At 58.3% G+C, this 16,397-nt stretch carries 13 protein-coding genes; 8 read left to right on the forward strand and 5 right to left on the reverse strand.

All coding sequences use genetic code 11. The annotated features are described in order from the left end of the window. The 5 genes from repA to CUJ84_RS32355 all read left to right on the forward strand — a co-directional run bounded on the left by repA (position 1) and on the right by CUJ84_RS32355 (position 4,989). Positions 1 to 1,224: a plasmid partitioning protein RepA gene (gene repA, locus CUJ84_RS32335; RefSeq protein ID WP_164023946.1), complete on the forward strand. Its 1,224-nt coding sequence runs from the start codon at positions 1 to 3 to the stop codon at positions 1,222 to 1,224. Then, positions 1,221 to 2,258, forward strand: coding sequence for a plasmid partitioning protein RepB (repB, locus tag CUJ84_RS32340; protein WP_105009672.1), 1,038 nt, complete (start codon positions 1,221 to 1,223; stop codon positions 2,256 to 2,258). The genes repA and repB overlap by 4 nt, the downstream gene beginning before the upstream one ends. A 190-nt stretch (positions 2,259 to 2,448) precedes the next feature. After that, a complete protein-coding gene (gene repC, locus CUJ84_RS32345; protein WP_105009673.1) occupies positions 2,449 to 3,663 on the forward strand; it encodes a plasmid replication protein RepC in 1,215 nt (404 codons plus the stop codon). Positions 3,664 to 3,895: 232 nt separating this feature from the next. Then, positions 3,896 to 4,630 carry an NYN domain-containing protein gene (locus CUJ84_RS32350; protein WP_105009674.1) on the forward strand — a complete coding sequence of 245 codons (735 nt, stop codon included), beginning with the start codon at positions 3,896 to 3,898 and terminating at the stop codon, positions 4,628 to 4,630. 152 nt (positions 4,631 to 4,782) lie between these two features. After that, positions 4,783 to 4,989, forward strand: a complete 207-nt coding sequence (locus CUJ84_RS32355) for a cold-shock protein (RefSeq protein ID WP_105009675.1) — start codon at positions 4,783 to 4,785, stop codon at positions 4,987 to 4,989. 822 nt (positions 4,990 to 5,811) lie between these two features. Here CUJ84_RS32355 and CUJ84_RS32360 read toward each other — a convergent pair. Continuing rightward, on the reverse strand, positions 5,812 to 6,960 hold the full coding sequence (locus CUJ84_RS32360) for a site-specific integrase (protein ID WP_105009676.1): 1,149 nt from the start codon (positions 6,958 to 6,960) through the stop codon (positions 5,812 to 5,814). Between the two features lie 333 nt (positions 6,961 to 7,293). Then, on the reverse strand, positions 7,294 to 8,967 hold the full coding sequence (locus CUJ84_RS32365; RefSeq protein ID WP_105009677.1) for an IS66 family transposase: 1,674 nt from the start codon (positions 8,965 to 8,967) through the stop codon (positions 7,294 to 7,296). Here CUJ84_RS32365 and CUJ84_RS32370 point away from each other — a divergent pair. From CUJ84_RS32370 to CUJ84_RS32380, 3 genes are all read left to right on the forward strand, one after another. Continuing rightward, positions 8,945 to 10,102, forward strand: a complete 1,158-nt coding sequence (locus tag CUJ84_RS32370; RefSeq protein WP_105010004.1) for an RHE_PE00001 family protein — start codon at positions 8,945 to 8,947, stop codon at positions 10,100 to 10,102. The two genes, CUJ84_RS32365 and CUJ84_RS32370, sit on opposite strands and share 23 nt — an antisense overlap. Positions 10,103 to 10,135: 33 nt before the next feature. Then, on the forward strand, positions 10,136 to 10,966 hold the full coding sequence (locus tag CUJ84_RS32375) for a YkgJ family cysteine cluster protein (protein WP_158686988.1): 831 nt from the start codon (positions 10,136 to 10,138) through the stop codon (positions 10,964 to 10,966). A 275-nt stretch (positions 10,967 to 11,241) separates the two neighbouring features. Beyond that, positions 11,242 to 13,458 (forward strand): CHAT domain-containing protein, encoded by a 2,217-nt coding sequence (locus tag CUJ84_RS32380; RefSeq protein ID WP_105009679.1) that lies wholly within the window; start codon positions 11,242 to 11,244, stop codon positions 13,456 to 13,458. Positions 13,459 to 13,483: 25 nt separating this feature from the next. Here CUJ84_RS32380 and CUJ84_RS32385 read toward each other — a convergent pair whose 3' ends face one another. From CUJ84_RS32385 to CUJ84_RS32400, 3 genes are all read right to left on the reverse strand, one after another. Continuing rightward, on the reverse strand, positions 13,484 to 14,878 hold the full coding sequence (locus CUJ84_RS32385; RefSeq protein WP_105009680.1) for a ThiF family adenylyltransferase: 1,395 nt from the start codon (positions 14,876 to 14,878) through the stop codon (positions 13,484 to 13,486). A 471-nt stretch (positions 14,879 to 15,349) separates the two neighbouring features. Beyond that, the gene (locus tag CUJ84_RS32395; protein WP_105009682.1) at positions 15,350 to 15,838 is read right to left on the reverse strand and encodes a DUF7665 family protein; all 489 of its coding nucleotides are present in this window, start codon (positions 15,836 to 15,838) and stop codon (positions 15,350 to 15,352) included. 4 nt (positions 15,839 to 15,842) lie between these two features. After that, positions 15,843 to 16,340 (reverse strand): hypothetical protein, encoded by a 498-nt coding sequence (locus tag CUJ84_RS32400; protein ID WP_105009683.1) that lies wholly within the window; start codon positions 16,338 to 16,340, stop codon positions 15,843 to 15,845. Between the last annotated feature and the right edge of the window lie 57 nt (positions 16,341 to 16,397).

The following is a 16,397-nucleotide window of genomic DNA, read 5'->3' on the forward strand; positions in this document are numbered from 1 at the left end:
ATGGCGATAGCAAACCGAGTAGAAGCAAGTGTTGGCTCGAAGGAAGATGCCGGCAGCAAAATCATGCGCCATGCCGGGCTTCTGTCCGGGCAATTGCAGCAGCTCAGAACTCGTATGTATCCGCCAAAATCGGAAAAGACCCTGCGTCCCTTTCTGACCAACGAAGTGTCGAAGCTGACGTCTATACCAGATTCCACCCTGAAGCTCATGTCCACCGAAGGACGTGGGCCGATTCCCAGTAGGCTGGAAAATAACCATCGCGTCTACACGCTGGACCAGATCAATGAACTGCGTGAATTGTTCGCGATTCAGAAACCTGCAGACGCCTTGCGATTCCTTCCTCGTCGACGTGCCGGCGAGCACCTCCAGGTTCTTGCAATAGCCAACTTCAAGGGCGGCAGCGCGAAGACGACAACCTGTGTCCACCTTGCCCACTATCTCGCCCTTCATGGGTATCGCGTCCTCGCACTCGACCTGGACCCGCAAGCATCCTTGTCCGCTTTGTTCGGTGCTCAGCCAGAAGTTGATGTTGGGTCGAATGAAACGATCTATGCCGCTTTGCGTTACGATGACGCCGAGCGTCGTCCCATCCGCGATATAATTCGCAGGACATATTTCGATGGCATCGACCTCATTCCGGGCAATCTTGAAGTCATGGAGTATGAGCACGAAACGCCACGGATCTTGGCGAACAAGGCCAACTCCGGCGCAATCTTTTTTGAGCGGCTGAAACTCGCCCTTTCGGAAGTCGCGGCGGACTACGACATCGTGATTCTTGACACTCCGCCGTCGCTCGGCTTTCTGACGTTGAGCGCGATATACGCCGCGACTAGCATGATCATTACTGTCCACCCGGCTATGCTGGACGTTGCGTCAATGAGCCAGTTCCTTCTCATGATGGGCGATCTGATTAGTGTTCTGAACGAGAGCGGCGCTCAGTTAGACCAGGACTTCATTCGGTATCTGGTCACACGACACGACCCCAATGACGCGCCACAGTCGCAAGTCGTTGCGATGCTTCGGCACTTGTTCGGCTCCGATGTATTATTGCCCACCGCCATTGAAAGCACCGCCGTTGAGGCAGCCGGCTTGGCGAAACGCTCGGTATACGAGCTCGAATTGGGGCAGATCGGGCGCGATACTCACAAGCGTGCTCGCGAGGCGGTAGATGCTGTGAACGAGGCGATTGTTCGCCTCATCAATGAGAGCTGGGGGCGGACATGAGCAAATCCTCTCGAAAGTCGATTGTCGCCAGTTTCGGGTTGCTTTCTGCCGAGCTGGAGAGTGATCAGGCTGCGGATCAACAGCAGCCGTCGCGGGCCCCTGCCCCGGTTCCCGGAAATCGTGTCGGAGCAGGTGTGATCGGTGCTGCTCACCGAGCAATCGACGACATTCGAACAGAGCGAGATCGCTTGAAGGCTATCGTGGAGTCGGGCGGTGGTGCTGTTCGCGAGTTGGATCCGTCGCTCATTGACCCTTCCCCTTATCCGGACCGGCTGCCGGACGATGACGCAACGAGCTTCGAGGCGTTCAAACGGTCGATCGAGACTGAGGGGCAAAAGGTTCCCGTTCAGGTTCGCAAACACCCTTCGTCCCCAGGTCGCTATCAGATCGTTTACGGTCATCGACGCTGGCTCGCTGCCATGCAGCTTGACAGGCCTGTTCGCGCTCTCGAAGTCGAGATTTCCGACCTCGACCTAGTTCTTGCACAAGGCATCGAAAACGCCGGTCGCCAAGACCTCACCTGGATCGAGCGCGCGCTGTTTGCCTCCCGAATGGATGATGCGGGGATCAAGCCTCGGCACATCTACGCTGCCCTTTCGATCGAGGACGCAGAACTGGCTCGGATGCGGAATGTCTACAGGATCGTTCCCGCGGATATCATCGAGGCCATTGGGCGGGCGCCGAGGATCGGGCGGCCACGTTGGCTCGACCTTGCCAAGGCGGTTGCGGGCGACACGGGAGCGCTCGATGCCCTAAGGGCGGCACTGGTTAGGAGGGGCGATGCGGTTGAGACGTCCGATCAAAGGTTTCAGCGTGCATTGAACGCCATCAAGCCAGTATCGGCTGGTCGGAGAGAGCCAAGCCCGATTACAGACCAAAGCGGAACGAAGCTTGGCGCCCTGTTGATATCCTCGAAAGAGGTTCGAATTTCGGCTGAGGGTTCACTCGGGGTCGACTTTTTGAAGTTTGTTGAAGCGGAGCTCCCAGCGCTAACGGAGCGCTTTGTCCGCCTGCGAGAAGACGAGAAACCCTGACAGCTGTCAGGGTTTGGAGATAAAAAAAGGACGAACTGCAAAAGAAAAAGGCCCCCCAAACGTTGCCGTCGTGGAAGCCTCTCTCAATGTGTGACAACTAGAGAATCGCATTTCCCCGAATCCCAGTCAAGAGTCTTTGGCACCGTAATTTGGTGAGCAGGTTTCTTTTGCCTTTTTGAAGGTGAAGAAAATGCAGATTGGAAGTGTGACGACGCCCTTTGGGCGGCGGCCGGCGACGCTTGCCCTGGTGAAGCGGCAAATCGAGACGAGTAAGATTAAGCCGGGCAAGACAGCGGACAAATGGAAAGTCTTTCGGGACGCATCCGAAGCAAGGGAGCTGCTTGGCCTGCAGGATCGCAGCCTGGCCGTCCTTGACGCGCTCCTGAGCTTTCATCCAGACACCGAATTGCGCCAGGATGCGCAACTCATCGTTTTTCCGTCCAACACACAATTGACACTTCGGGCGCACGGTATCGCCGGCGCTACCCTTCGCAGACATCTGGCCCTTCTCGTTGAGGCAGGACTGATCGTGCGGAAGGACAGCGCGAATGGAAAGCGCTACGCCCGGAAGGACAAGGCGGGTGCGATCGATAGCGCATTCGGCTTTGATCTGTCACCGTTGCTCATGCGAACAGATGAGCTTGCCATGATGGCGCAACAGGTCGTTGCAGATCGTTTCGCCCTCCGTCGGGCGAAGGAGAATTTGACAATATGCCGGCGTGACGTTCGAAAGCTCATTTCTGCCGCGATCGAGGAAGGTGCGTCAGGCAACTGGGAAAACATCGAAGCGATGTACGTCGGTCTCGTAGGCAGGATTCCGCGCGCTCCGACGCTCAGTGATGTGAATTCAATCCTGGACGAGATGGAGCTCCTGCTGCAGGAGGCGGTCAACATCCTGGAAGTGCAGCAAAAAGACGAAAATAATAGCACCAATGGTGACCAATGTGAGCGTCACATACAGAATTCAAATACCGACTCCATCTATGAACTTGAACCTAGCGCAGAAAACGAGCAGGGCGCAAAGGCGGTGGACGATGATCGGCCGAAGCGGGAGCCAGTCCGGAATTTTCCACTTGGCATGGTGATGCGGGCTTGCCCTGAGATCGCGATATATGGCCCGGGCGGTACGATCGGGAGTTGGCGCGAGATGATGGGTGCAGCGGTGGTCGTCCGGTCGATGCTGGGCGTCAGCCCGTCAGCCTATCAGGAGGCCTGCGAGGTGATGGGGCCGGAAAGTGCGGCCACGGCGATCGCCTGCATCCTTGAGCGGGCAGGGCACATCAACTCGCCTGGCGGATATCTGCGAGACTTGACACGCAAGGCGGCACGTGGCGAGTTTTCACTTGGCCCGGCGCTTATGGCGCTGCTTCGGCTGAATGGCGATAGCGATCGCAGGACGGGATAGTTGATTACCTAGGCCGTTGGTCGGCTGGTCAAAACCCTGACAGCTGTCAGGGTTTTGCGATCGGCGGATGCTGGAGCGGGGAAGGGTAGATCAACTCGGCTGGCGGATGCTGACATCATCCGACAAGGCAAGTTTTCGCTCGGTCCGATGGGCAAATTAAATGAAGTTGCTTGCCTGGTCCGAGCCGTTGCTCTGCTGGCCTTCGAGACCGTTTTAAAAATGAGGAAGAGCAATGCCGTCTGAAACTCGATCTCCGCGCCTCGCTGTTCTGATTGATGCGGACAATACATCCGCTAAAATCGCCGACGGGCTGTTCGAAGAGGTAGCCAAAATCGGGGAGGCGAGCGTGCGTCGCATCTACGGTGATTTTTCCGGCACCCGCTCCAAGGGTTGGGCGGACGTGCTCGCAAAGCACGCGATTATCCCGCAGCAGCAATTTGCGTATACAACGGGAAAGAATGCTTCCGATATCACTTTGGTCATCGATGCAATGGATTTGCTGCACAGCGGGAGGTTCGACGGCTTCTGCCTAGTGTCCTCGGACAGCGATTTCACGCGGCTTGCCGCCCGGATCCGCGAGCAGGGTGTCGATGTATTCGGCTTCGGCGAGCAGAAGACACCGGAAAGTTTTCGCCAGGCCTGCCGGCGGTTCGTCTATACCGAAAATCTGCTTCCTGGCGCGATCAAGGACGAGCAGAATACTGCTTCCACCGACAAGCCGCTGCAGCCGGCAACATCGGCCGTGCCGCTGATCAAGAAGGTACTGTCCCAGGAGGATAGCGATGACGGCTGGGTCAACCTGGGCACCGTCGGCAAGCAGTTGTTGAACCTGGCGCCGGATTTCGACCCGCGTACATTCGGCTTCCGAAAACTCAGCGATCTTATCCGCAAGACGAACCAGTTCGAGATTCGCCAGGCCGAGGGCAGTCCGATCAGCATCCGGGTGAAACAACGAGGTAACAAGTAGCACCATCGTCGCGGCGATAGAGCGAGGAGTACCGGGACACCTCGACGGTGAGTATGGCTTTCCCCGCGGCAAGAAGCGTCTATCAGTGCTGCCCGCAAAAAAAGTGTCAGCCGAGCACGCTTCGGAAATGCGATTGATCAAAGGAAGACGTCATGGCGACCGGTACGGTAAAGTGGTTCAACGCAACGAAGGGCTTCGGGTTCATCGAGCCGGACGACGGCAGCGCCGATGTGTTCGTCCATATTTCCACAGTGGAGCGGGCCGGCATGCGCGGCCTCAACGACGGCCAGAAAATTACCTATGAGCTGGTAAAGGATCGCAAGTCCGGCAAGATGTCTGCGGACAACCTGCAGGCCTGAGTCTAACTGCAGGTGAATGGTCGGATAGGCCGGGTTCGCCCGGACTATCCTTTTTTGCAGGCCGAGATATGTGCGCGGTGCAAGCGCGGGACTTAAATGTTCTGCATGGCAGTATTACCCTCAGAGTGTTCAAGGGGTTCACCTCCTCCCGAACCCCTTGGGTCCGACGGACAGCAGGCTGTCAGTCACTATCGGACCCCTGCGCCCCTCATCCCGTGCTGGGCTTTCTGTTGCGCAAGCAGGACGACCGCCACATCCCTCATTACGATTTTTGCCATCCTTATCGATCAAGGCCTCACGAGATCGCCCCAATTGTCTTGACGGATCTGTTCTTAGAGCCGGCCGGCCGGCCCAAGGACGCCATCGACGCATTTAATTTCGATGCGGCTGAGAGGATGCAGACCAGAAGCTTAGAGACATCAGCAGCATCCCCGTTTCGCGAGTACTAGGTTCCCTCGTGATGCTCCATCTGCGCCCGCTGAGGGACGATTAACGTGACCGACACCAAGCGGTGTGAAGGTACAGGGGCTGCACGTATTTGCTTCTAATCTACGGTCCCCCGCCCGCCAGCTTATGACAGGAAGGAAGCATTCGGCGCCCCTGGAGTGAAGGGCTGACGCGCGGATATATCAAACTTGGCAATTGCTCTGATGCTGTCGAAAATTCCCATCTTTGCGAGGAGTGCTGAAGGGTGAAGGTCACGCTGCTACGTAGACGTACTTCAACTTAATCTCGGTTCATCGCTCGCCCCATCTCGGGGAAAGCGTTAGTAAAATTACCTGGCTGTAACCCACTTCTGACCACTGGAGCCGGAAGCAGCCTTCAGAGCATACGCGTAGCGCGTCCGCTGCGACGGGTGGCATTGTTGTAATAACTCGAGGCTTGCTGAACCGAGCGATGTCTCGACTGTTCCATCGCCTCGGGGAGCGGAATCCCGCGGATGGCAGCCTCAGTCAGATATCCCGAACGCAATCCGTGCGCGGAAAACTCCCCACGCTCTAATCCAGCCAGTTCCACCCGCTGCTTGATGATCGCATTGACCGACTGCGGATCGATCGCCCGCCGCGAAACAGTCCCCCATCGCCCGATCGCCCGAAACACGCTGCCGCTGTCGATCTTGGCGGCCACCATCCAGGCATTCAGCGCATCCACCGGCCGACCGGTCAGGTAGACAACGTCGTCCTCGTCGCCGCTGGTCGTCTTGGTGCGGCCGAGATGGATGGCAAGAGAGGGGAGGGGGCTCCCGCCTTCGACCGGAATGGGCGGCTCGACGGTCAACTGTTCGCGGCGCAGCCCGGCGATCTCGCTGCGCCGGCGACCGCCGGAGGCAAACGCGACCATCAGGATCGCCCGGTCCCGGAGATCGCGCAGACTGTCGGTCGCGCAGGTCGCCAGCAGTCTTGCCAGGACGTCGCCGGTGACCGCCTTGGCGCTCTTGCGAAGACGTTGTCTTGGCGCGGCTCGGATCGCCAGCCGAATGGCTGATTTGAGGGCAGGGGAGGCGAACGCGCCGTCGAGGCCCCGCCACTTGGTCAGCGTCGACCAGTTCGCCAGCCGCCGCCGCACCGTGGCTGGCGCGTGTGGACCGACGGATTTCAGAAACCCTTGGCTCCTGAGGCTTTCGTCGACGTCGGCCGGCATACCGTGATCGGGTGCGTAAGCCCGCTTTTCCGGATCCCAGAGGTGATGAGCGACGAATTTTAAGAGCAGCGCTTCGGGCGCCGGCCAGGGCAGCGACTTTTTGGTGGCGGCCAATCCCCAGGCTTCCAGATAGGCGAGATCCGAGGTCAGCGCCCGCAGCGTGTTGTCGCCCATGCCCTGGTTGACGAGATGGCGCAGCGTTTCGACGTCGTGGTCGGTGAGCAGTTCGGCGAGTTCGTCGCGGCGCTCCATCGGCAGCACGGCGGCGATGGTGTCGAGCTCTTCGGCACGGCGCTCGACGGCGGTCAGTGATGTCTTGGCTTTGGCCACGGGCGTCCCAAAAAGTCGCGGGTTTTGGCGGCCTTGAGGGCCGTGATTTGCCCCGATTCTTTCTGATTTGCGGCTCCAAATCAACAACCATCGATAAACGGTGGTTATCGATGGTCAGCAAACGCGTGGAGATCCACAGCCGTGACAGAAGCAATTAGCGATATCGCTTCTGGTTAATGGCGTGTTTACTATGATTTCAATGCCTTACGATTGTCGAGGTTGCCCGTAAGTGCCCTGCTGCGACGTAAGCGGGGCTGATTTGGTGGCCATGCCGACACAATCAGCATGTCTGACCCAGAGCAGGGTGCTAGTTGCGCAAAGGATCGAGAGCGTTCAGGCGCGTGCTGCAACCATCGAGGCGAGGGGTGCCACAAGATGATCTTCGTCACCGATCCCCAGCCGATCGCCGAGATAGTGCCAGAACGACAGGCCGAGCTTTTGGCAGGTCTTCATCAGGCCGAGCATGCTGTCACGCGCCTGCCGACCGTTGCGACTGACCGTGCCGCCGGAAATCTTTCGCTTGATGACAAGTCCGCGCAGATCTCTTTCCGACGCATTGGTATGGAGCGGGGTTTCAGGCCGCTCCAGAACCCGCAGCAGTTCGGCCTTGCGGCGACCCAGTCGAAACAGCAGTTTGTCGAGGTCGCCATAACCGGTGCGCAGCGAAAAGATCCGATCGAACCGGGCCTGAAGGCCCCGGGCTGCACGGGGATCAGGTCTTCGCCGATAGGCTTTCAGAGCCTTGTAAAAGTGCCAGACAAGCTCGCGCAGGGTTTCGACGTGTTTCACTTGGCCGGGCGTCGCCGGCATCAGCTTGTGCAGCAAACGCTCGGCGTGGATCCAGCACAGTGCATGGGTGCCGACGCGGAACTGTCCGGCATCGTCGGACACGATCACCGCATTGCCGACCAGACCATGATGGCGGATAGCGCCCCAAACGCCGGCCTCGGCAAACGGGCGGATTATTTCCTTGTCGAAGATGTTGATACCATTGGCGGCCAGATACTCGAGAAACGGAACCTGATTGGCAAACCGCCGCGGTTCACATGTCTTCAAATGCGCCAGAAGGGCGGGATCCACCTGACGGTTTTCCAGAAAGGTGAAGGCGGCATCGTTGAGAACATAGTCCTGATAGTTGCCGCGCAGCAGGGCCAGAAAGTTCAGCCGCGACTTCGACGGCGTCGTGCGGAAGGCGGTGAAATGTTCGCCACCGATCTGTGTCGTATGGAAATTGCGGTTGGCATGACGGGCGCCAGTGTCGTCGACGGTGACAAAGGGAGCCGAGACCAGGCCGGCATGCAGCACGGCGGCATCCTCGGCATGAAAGCCGTCCAGCCGCTCTGTCAAAAACCGGATGACCTGGCGTTTGGAAATCTCGACACCGACATCGTTCAGCAAGGTCGTCAATCGCTGCGTCGTGACCTGCCCATGGCTATGAAGCATCAGGCAGAAGCGACGCAGACTGGCGCCGTAGCCACCCTTTATCCCTGCTGGCAGCGGCGCAATGATCGTGCGTCCTTCCGGTGTCACCCAGCATTCGCGGCGATATCGCACCACTTCGGCCCGCACGACCAGATCACGGACCATGCAATCCTTGTAGCCTTTAAACCGCGATCCAGGTGGGGCTCTGGCAGGCAGCACCTCTTCGCGCGTGGCGCTCCCCGTGTCGCCCTTCGGCCCGCGACGCCGCGCAGGCTTTCGGCTGCCGGCAACCGCCTTGTCGCTCGTTGCCTGGTCCATACCCGAGGGTCTGAACGGTGGGCGTGGCGGCAGGTTTTTAAGTCGCGCAATCTCGTCGCGCAGAAGCTGGTTGTCGACCTTCAGCCGCGTGTTCTCGATCCTCAGCTGATCGTTTTCTTCTCGAAGCTTTCGGTTGTCAGCCTCAAGCGCCTCAATCCGGATTTCTGCCCGATCGGCCCGCGCCACAAGTCCCGTCACCAATTCCCGCAGCGCCTTCAGCGACAGCGTATCGGCATGCTCGGCCATGGGGAGGCGGCGCTTCGTCATAAAGGAAGTGAATCATGATTCACAAAAAATCGGAATCCCCCGTGCCACCAGATCTGCTCCAGTTACGCTGCGACCGATTTCGGACGCAGGCATTGCGCTGGCCCGTCTCGACGAGCGGATCGCCCGCTCGCCGGTCGGTCAGGGCTGGATCGAACGCATGCACTTCACCGACGCCTGCGCCTCGCTGTGGATCGATGGCGAGCTGGTGCATCTCGAAGACCTCGTCCTCCACGACGCCGGCGCCGACATCCGCGCGCCCACCCACGAGCTGACCATTGCCCGCGACGTCCTGCGCACCCGCCGGCGGATTGCGTCGCAAACGCCCGGCTGGGCGCTCAGCGCCGAAGGTCTCAGCAGCCTGCGTGGGCAGGCGTGGCCTGCGGCATCATATGGTGCCGACGGCGCAGTTGCGGACGAAGCCGGCGAGCTGGATGGCAGTGCGAACGGAAGAGGGGAGGTGGAGGATCGCGATGACGGCGCTGACCCGCTCGATGCAGAGTTCGCCGCCATCGATGCGGTGCTGGCGCGCTCCGATGCTGCCATCGAAAAGGCAAAGCGGCCTGGTGGCGCCGGCGGACCGGAAAAGGATCCACTGGTCTATGATCTCGACTGGGACGAGGACGAGCGGCTGGACGAATGGCGCAGCGTGCTGCGGCAGGCCCAGGACCTGCCGGCAGTGCTGCAGGCGATTATTGCCCTGGACGCGTGGAATGAAATCGCCGTGCTGCAGCATGCCCCCTGGCTTGGCCGGCTGTTGTCCGCTTCGATCTTGCGACAGGCCGGCGTCACGTCAGCAGCGCATCTGGCCGCCTTCAATCTCGGCCTGAAATCCATACCCGTCGATCACCGCCGGCATCGCGATCGCGAAACCCGCCTGCTGGCCATTCTCGCCGGCATCAGCGCCGCGGCCGAGCTCGGCCTCAAGGAGCACGGCCGTTTGACCCGTGCTCGGCAGGCGATGGAGCGGAGGTTGGGCGGCCGGCGCGCATCGTCAAAACTTAAGGATCAACGATATCGATCGCATCGCGCAATCATTTGTTGGAGATGGGACCAATCTTCCGGTCTTGTTTACAACAGCATAAGCTCTGCTTGCTACCTTGCACTAAAAGAGACAGATAATTCGACCGGCACCTAAAGGTGCCGCTTGGTGTTAGAACGGGGGATGAGAGTGGGAGAGGCGAAACGGAAGAAAGAGGCAGCGGCCGTTAAGGCTGCTCGAGCAAAACGGGTGCTCACCGCCATTGAGGAAGTCGGTATACCGATTCCCACCGGCATGGAGTACAGCGATCCACGCCTCGTTGATGCGGCTCGCACTGCTGGAAAATTGCTGGATCTTGCATTCGATGTCATGGAAAAAAGCAACGCCAGAGCCAATTCAGTCCCGGTTATGACAGGGTTGGCCATGCAACTCCATGGAAACCTAGATTATCTCCTCGATCACATTGTGAATAATGGCGGTTCGCCCGTGAGTGTCGGATGCCACGAAGGATGTGCATGGTGCTGTCACCAGAACGTCGAAGTTTCCATCCTGGAGGCGATACTTATCGCTGTTGAAACCGCCCACGATGAGCGGGGAACCAAGTTTGACGAAAGGTCACAATCGTTGCTGAGTTTAAGCGACCGTGAACGGGCCGTTCAAGGGGAACCCTGCCCATTCCTCGATGATAGAAACAAATGTTCGATCTACAAGGTGCGGCCTGTAGCGTGTAGAAGTTATCTGGCTCCGGATCCTCGCCAATGCGAATCCTCGTTTCGCCTAGCAAAGGAGGGGCACGAGTCGGAAACACAGTTCTACGCAGAACCACAAATCAGTGGCACGGCCTTCAAAGCAGTTCTAGACGCAATGGCGTTCGATTTTGGATATCAACACGATTTGGTAGATCTTGTTTCCACTGTCGCTACAATCCGTAAGGACCCGAGCATAATTGAACGCTGGCTGAGCGGCGAAAAGGTGTTTGAACCCAAATCGCACGACAGCCACTTCGTGCAAACCACCTGAGATCTGCGCACGCATTATCGAACACAGTCTGACCGCTGTCAGACAATAATTACAGTGTTCATTTTCGGCGTGCTCGACGCACTTTGTGCACACACACAAGACGCCGCCTTTCAGAAGGCGCGTCGCAGCAAAGCTATGGGGAGCGATCTGACACTGCCCAGTGAGGGCAGCTCTTCTCAATGGAGGTGAGACATGCGAAGCATTCCCATTGCCCGTGCACGTCTCCAAGCCGACCGGACCCACAATAAGATTCGACCAATCTGAGGGACGCAATAATGGATCTGTGGCCTGACCCCCTGCGCATCTATTACTTTCTCATCATGGGGGAGGACGCTTGGATCGACATGTCGCCCTTCCAGGGCTTCGGCAGAAGTTGGTCCGCCCTCCACTGGGCAATGCGCGGGATTTGCACCCTGCCTGGCGACATCAGCGAGAGGGCGAGTGCGCCTGAACAGATTGCGATCCAGCGAATTGCCGGACTACGGCCACTGATCTGGTTCCCGTTAACTGTTTCAGCCCTAGAGACACTATCAGCGGCTCAATTGCCACCATGTTGCGTGTTGTTTTCAGGCGAACCTGAAGTGGCCGCTCGAATTGACGCTTGGCAGGAGAAGATCGGTTTCAAGGCTCTGCATATCACGGTCGTTGACGGCAAAGGCACTCCCGCGGAGAATTTCGATCTTACTCTCCTTAGGGACTACTGCTTGAAGCGGCTCGAAGAGGAAGCTGCGCGTCTCAACGAAGGGCAGAAAGAACTTGTCGCCGACGCGGCCGTTGACTGGAATTGGCCCGACGTCTTGTTGGAAGACTATGACGTCAAAGGTCACAACGTCACGGTCCCGAACCACATGGCATTGGCTCGAGTCGGCTATACGCTGAAGGAAAGTGTGCCGTTTATCGCCGAGACGGAGAATGAATATACAGACGCAATCGTTGAGAGCGCGGCAAGCGTTGCCTTGCTTCGGCACGAAATGGGAGACCATGATATTTACGCACTAGGAGCGCCAGCACCCGGTGTTATCCTCTTTGAGCCGGCCCTTTTTCGGATGGGGTATCGACGCGTGGCCGGAAATACGCCGGAGGGAGCCGCCTTCCGAAAAGCGTTGCGGTATTTTCAACAACAGAAGCTCCTACGCCCAACTCTCGATCCCGAAGGTATCAAATTTTTTCAGGACACTAGGGAGGGTAGGTTTGTTGCCGAAACAAGATCCGAAGAACTCCTTACACAAACATTCGGCGTCGGGCTTTTGGCGGCGCAGACAACTTCCCCGGTTGTGAGGCTCTCTCCGGGCGTAAACCACGTGTTTCCATCCCTCTCCGCCTACGCGAGGAACGTGCGAGCGGGCCGTTTTGAAGCGCGAAGAAAGGCCACACGCCTCTTTTCCGAAATTCAGGAGCAGTTGCATTCGGCCGCGGGAGACGAGAGGATTGAATTCATTTCGAGGACGAGAGGACCGATAAAGATCATATCAGACGCGCCGATAGAATGGTTGCCGATCGACGGTCTTCCTTTGTCATTCGCCCGAGATTGCTCACGCATTCCGGTTACCCCTGGAAATGTCATGATGGGCGAGCTGCTACCGGTGCAGCCAATGTCTATTCCACCTGAGGCGTTTCGTAAGGTCTTGGTCATCAGCTCCTTCAAGGAAGATGACCCATTGAAGGATATCCTCTCGAACGCTCTTGAGGCGGTGCGACCTTCTTGGGAGACAGTGGTCGACCTAACCCAAGTCCGCGTCTCAACGGTCGAGCAGTTCGTATCCGCGCTGAATGACTTCGACGGAGAAATTTTGATCTTCGATGGCCACGGCGTCGCGAACGCCAGCACCCCAATCAGCACTATAGCTATTGGCGGTGAGCGCCTTGATGATTGGAGTTTGAGAGGGCTGGTCCGTTGCCCGCCGATTGTCATCCTAAGCGCATGTGACACTCACGGTATTGACGCATCAAGCCATGCAACTGTCGGTAATGGATTTATCGCGCTGGGTGCGCGAACCGTGCTTGGCACATTTCTTCCTGTCGACGGACTTCGCTCCGCGATGTTCGTAGCCCGACTAATGCACAGAGTGGCTGAATTCATTCCTGCGGCAATCAAGGCGTACGGACGATCGGTGACGTGGACCGAGGTGGTTTCAGGCATGTTGCGAATGTGCCTGGCTACTGAGGTGATCATTGCACTGGTTGGACCGCCGGGCAGCGCGACTTACAACGAGCTCCAAGGGAAAGCCAACTACGAGATCAATGGCCACGATCCAGAATGGTTTGAAAAACTGATCGAAAGGATAGCCAAAATTCGCGATGTTGACATTGAAGCTTCGCGTCGTCTTGCGCAGAAGGTCGTCGCAAGGTCCGACGCTATTCGATACACGCAACTTGGTAATCCGGAGACGATTATCCTAAGCGGCGACACTGTGATAGAGAGTATCATGCGCGCCCGTGGAAGATTGGGTGATGAATCAGAAGCGGTCGCGGATACACGAGTAGTCGAATAGGCAACCCGGCGCGATTATTCCCTGCCTAGACGGCCGGGGCGATATCGCGCAACTTCGCGAATCCGTAGCTCCAGGGCTGTATTGGCCTAGCAGAGGCCACAACCATACGCTGATGCGGTGTTTTCAACGAGAGATCAATCACCTCGATTTCGGAACCGCCGTGCAGCCTACGAACTAGCTCGGCAATGACGAGACATGCAGCCAAGAGGCCCACAAACGGTGCCCCGACGGTTCTGGTTGCCAACTGGACCAACCCACATGCATCGACGGCACCAGTTTCCAGAAGATTGTCGTAAGCCTGTCCGTCGCCCAAGGCGCGATCTCGTTCCAATCCGCCCCATTTTCCCCTGCTCGTAACGCTCGCAGGAAAAGTGTGAACCCGGGCAGCGACATACTCATCGGGACCAGCACCCAAGCCGGCCTCCACGACCAGCTTGAAGCCGGCTTCGTCGAGAGCAGCACGAGCCTCGAGATTGTCCACACCGCATAGGCCAACCTGCGGGTCCTGGGGTGTGAGCCGAAGATCACCGTCGAATTTGCGCTCGACAATGCGGGTCTTAAAGCCGCGTGCTTCCAACCACTCCGCCATTACGCGGGTCTTGTAATGACCAACGCGATCGAGAGTGGTCAACATCGAGGTGCTGTCATTCGACTCGGTCAGCTTATCGAAATCCTGCAGTGTAATATCAACATCGACCGGGTTCTCAAAGTCGAACAGCGCAAGAACCCAAAGGTATGCCTGACCCAGGTGACCGAGGCCCATGAGCCAGAGACGGTTCGGCATCACTTGGATTGCGGGAGCGCCGTCGTCAACCTGCCAATCCTGCGACGCCGGATCCCAGAGCGACATTCCCACGGTCCGGCGGCATGCCGGCACATAGCCGCGAAGATTCTGAAATACCTCGCTGATGGCGAGGGCGCCTGCTAGGGTTGCCGCAAGAATGGCGACCGGAGGCTCGGCGAGGCGAGCGCATTCCTCAACCGGGCCGACGCCGCCGCGCCAGCCGTCGAAGGTTGCAACGATTGCCAAAGCCTCGGTGACCAGCGTCAGGTCAGCGCTGCCCAAGATGATGATCGGTGAAGCCTCGCTCGGATCCTCCGCTAGCGTCCCGCCGAGCGAGGCGACCGCTTCAGACAGCGAGCTACCGATGGCAGGCAATTCAATCAATAGCGGCGCGTCGGACATGCCCACAACGTGAACACCGCCAAGGAGCGACCGTCGGCCAGCGTTCACCATCGTCAGCAGGGCTGCTTGATGGGCGCGAGAGGTTGCGATCTCTTCGCCGACAATGATGGTGACGCGATAGCGCTCGAAGAGAGCGTAGCCGTCGGCGACCGACCGAACCTCACGTGTGTCGAGCGCCATTTTGACGCCGCGATGAAGGTTATCTGGAGTGACGTGATCAAGGTGATAGCTCATCTGAATGTTCCCGTCCTGAGGAGGCCGCGAGCGGTCCAACCACTAAGGTTTGTCCATTGGTGATCGCCCTCATATCGATACACCCCGAGCCTATGCCGCCAGTGCGGCCCCCGAGCGAAATCAGACACGATCAGGGCAATATGGCCAGCAGTCGATACCATGGGGTTGGTCCGATCGGAGTGACTTTGCTCGGGCGAGCCCGGGTGTGTGTGAAGGTCGGCAATGACCGCCATCCCGGTTTTCCGACCTTCCGACCAGAGGCGATCGAAGGAGTCCGCGTAAAGCACGCACACGCCGCTCGAATACGCGCCGGGGTCTAGGTCGTCATAGAAAATCCAATGAGACACGACGCTCCTGCCATTCTCAGATTGTCCAAGCAGGAAGGCTCCGGCCTCGTGACGTTCTGCGCCGCGGCGATGAAGTTCGGCCAAACCGCGAAGCCAGCTCGCGCGGGGAACAATGATCTTTGCGTTAGCCATGGTGCACCCCCGTATAATCCTCCGAATTGAGCAATTCGTGTACAGCCTGGAGGTATTGCGTGATACCATCCTCTGGGAGCCAGATCAGGTCGGCATGTTCTTGAAGCCAGTTTTCATGACCGGCGAAGCTTTGCCGATCGCAGGGGATGTAAAGGCAACTTCCCTCCTTCCAGTCGGTACGAAAGACAGCCGGTACACGGTTCCGGCCGGTCGGCCATTCAGCAAAGGGAAGCGGCCTATTGTTGATCGGATCCCAAAGGCGACCAGTCGGAGCGACCTGGGGATAGTCGGTGCAGTCGAACCGAATGCAGTAGCTGTCAGGGGATTGAGGACGCGGCGCGGCCGCGACCTCAATCATTACGTTGGGCCAAATGACGTCGCGAAGGCGCCAACGGCCAGAATGCTCCCCGATCAGGAAAGCGCCCCCCACCAAGTCCGCCATGACCGAGCGCTGATCTGGAGAAATGAACGCCACGTTCATCGCATTAGCCCTCGACACGCTTGCGGGGGACGAGGGTGAATTCCACCGAGCAGGTGCCCTTTGTCACCACGGTCCCGATCGGCACGTCATGATCAGGACGGCGGTTGGTGCCTGTGATCTGCAGGACGTGTTCGCTGGCGTCGACGGGCGTCATTCCAATTTCGTCAACGAACCAGCGCTTCACTCGGCCAACCGTCGCGGCCGGGTTGAACTTGCGCTGTTCAAGACGAGCGTTGAACGCCACGCTGACTTCGACGCGGCGGCAGCGGTGGATCGTGACACGGTCTTTATGCTTCACCCCCTGTTTGGTCAGCGACAGGTCGGTTTCGAGGGCCTCGTCCTTTTCCTCAATGAAGATCAGAGCGTCGCGCTGGACGTCATCAGGAAGACCGCGCTCAGTGGCGGCAAGGATCAGTTCGGCGAAAGTAGCCGTGTCGGAAAGCTCGATAAGCTCAATGTTGGGGGAGGCCTCGAACTGTACGAAAAGCGTAATCTTGTTCATCTTTTTGCCTTTTGCGTTTGCCGCGGCTCTTGGCCGCACGACAACTACAACCGGCAT

The sequence above is a fragment of the Rhizobium leguminosarum genome (assembly GCF_002953715.1).
In the GTDB taxonomy this organism is placed as follows: domain Bacteria; phylum Pseudomonadota; class Alphaproteobacteria; order Rhizobiales; family Rhizobiaceae; genus Rhizobium; species Rhizobium leguminosarum_V.

Bases quoted from the DNA above. Each gene is read 5' to 3' on its own strand.
- CUJ84_RS32365 (WP_105009677.1), bottom strand. From the start codon at position 8,967: ATGACGAAGCGCCGCCTCCCCATGGCCGAGCATGCCGATACGCTGTCG.
- CUJ84_RS32395 (WP_105009682.1), bottom strand. From the start codon at position 15,838: ATGAACGTGGCGTTCATTTCTCCAGATCAGCGCTCGGTCATGGCGGAC.
- CUJ84_RS32370 (WP_105010004.1), top strand. From the start codon at position 8,945: ATGGGGAGGCGGCGCTTCGTCATAAAGGAAGTGAATCATGATTCACAA.
- repA (WP_164023946.1), top strand. From the start codon at position 1: ATGGCGATAGCAAACCGAGTAGAAGCAAGTGTTGGCTCGAAGGAAGAT.
- CUJ84_RS32400 (WP_105009683.1), bottom strand. From the start codon at position 16,340: ATGAACAAGATTACGCTTTTCGTACAGTTCGAGGCCTCCCCCAACATT.
- repB (WP_105009672.1), top strand. From the start codon at position 1,221: ATGAGCAAATCCTCTCGAAAGTCGATTGTCGCCAGTTTCGGGTTGCTT.
- CUJ84_RS32355 (WP_105009675.1), top strand. From the start codon at position 4,783: ATGGCGACCGGTACGGTAAAGTGGTTCAACGCAACGAAGGGCTTCGGG.
- CUJ84_RS32385 (WP_105009680.1), bottom strand. From the start codon at position 14,878: ATGAGCTATCACCTTGATCACGTCACTCCAGATAACCTTCATCGCGGC.
- CUJ84_RS32350 (WP_105009674.1), top strand. From the start codon at position 3,896: ATGCCGTCTGAAACTCGATCTCCGCGCCTCGCTGTTCTGATTGATGCG.
- CUJ84_RS32380 (WP_105009679.1), top strand. From the start codon at position 11,242: ATGGATCTGTGGCCTGACCCCCTGCGCATCTATTACTTTCTCATCATG.
- repC (WP_105009673.1), top strand. From the start codon at position 2,449: ATGCAGATTGGAAGTGTGACGACGCCCTTTGGGCGGCGGCCGGCGACG.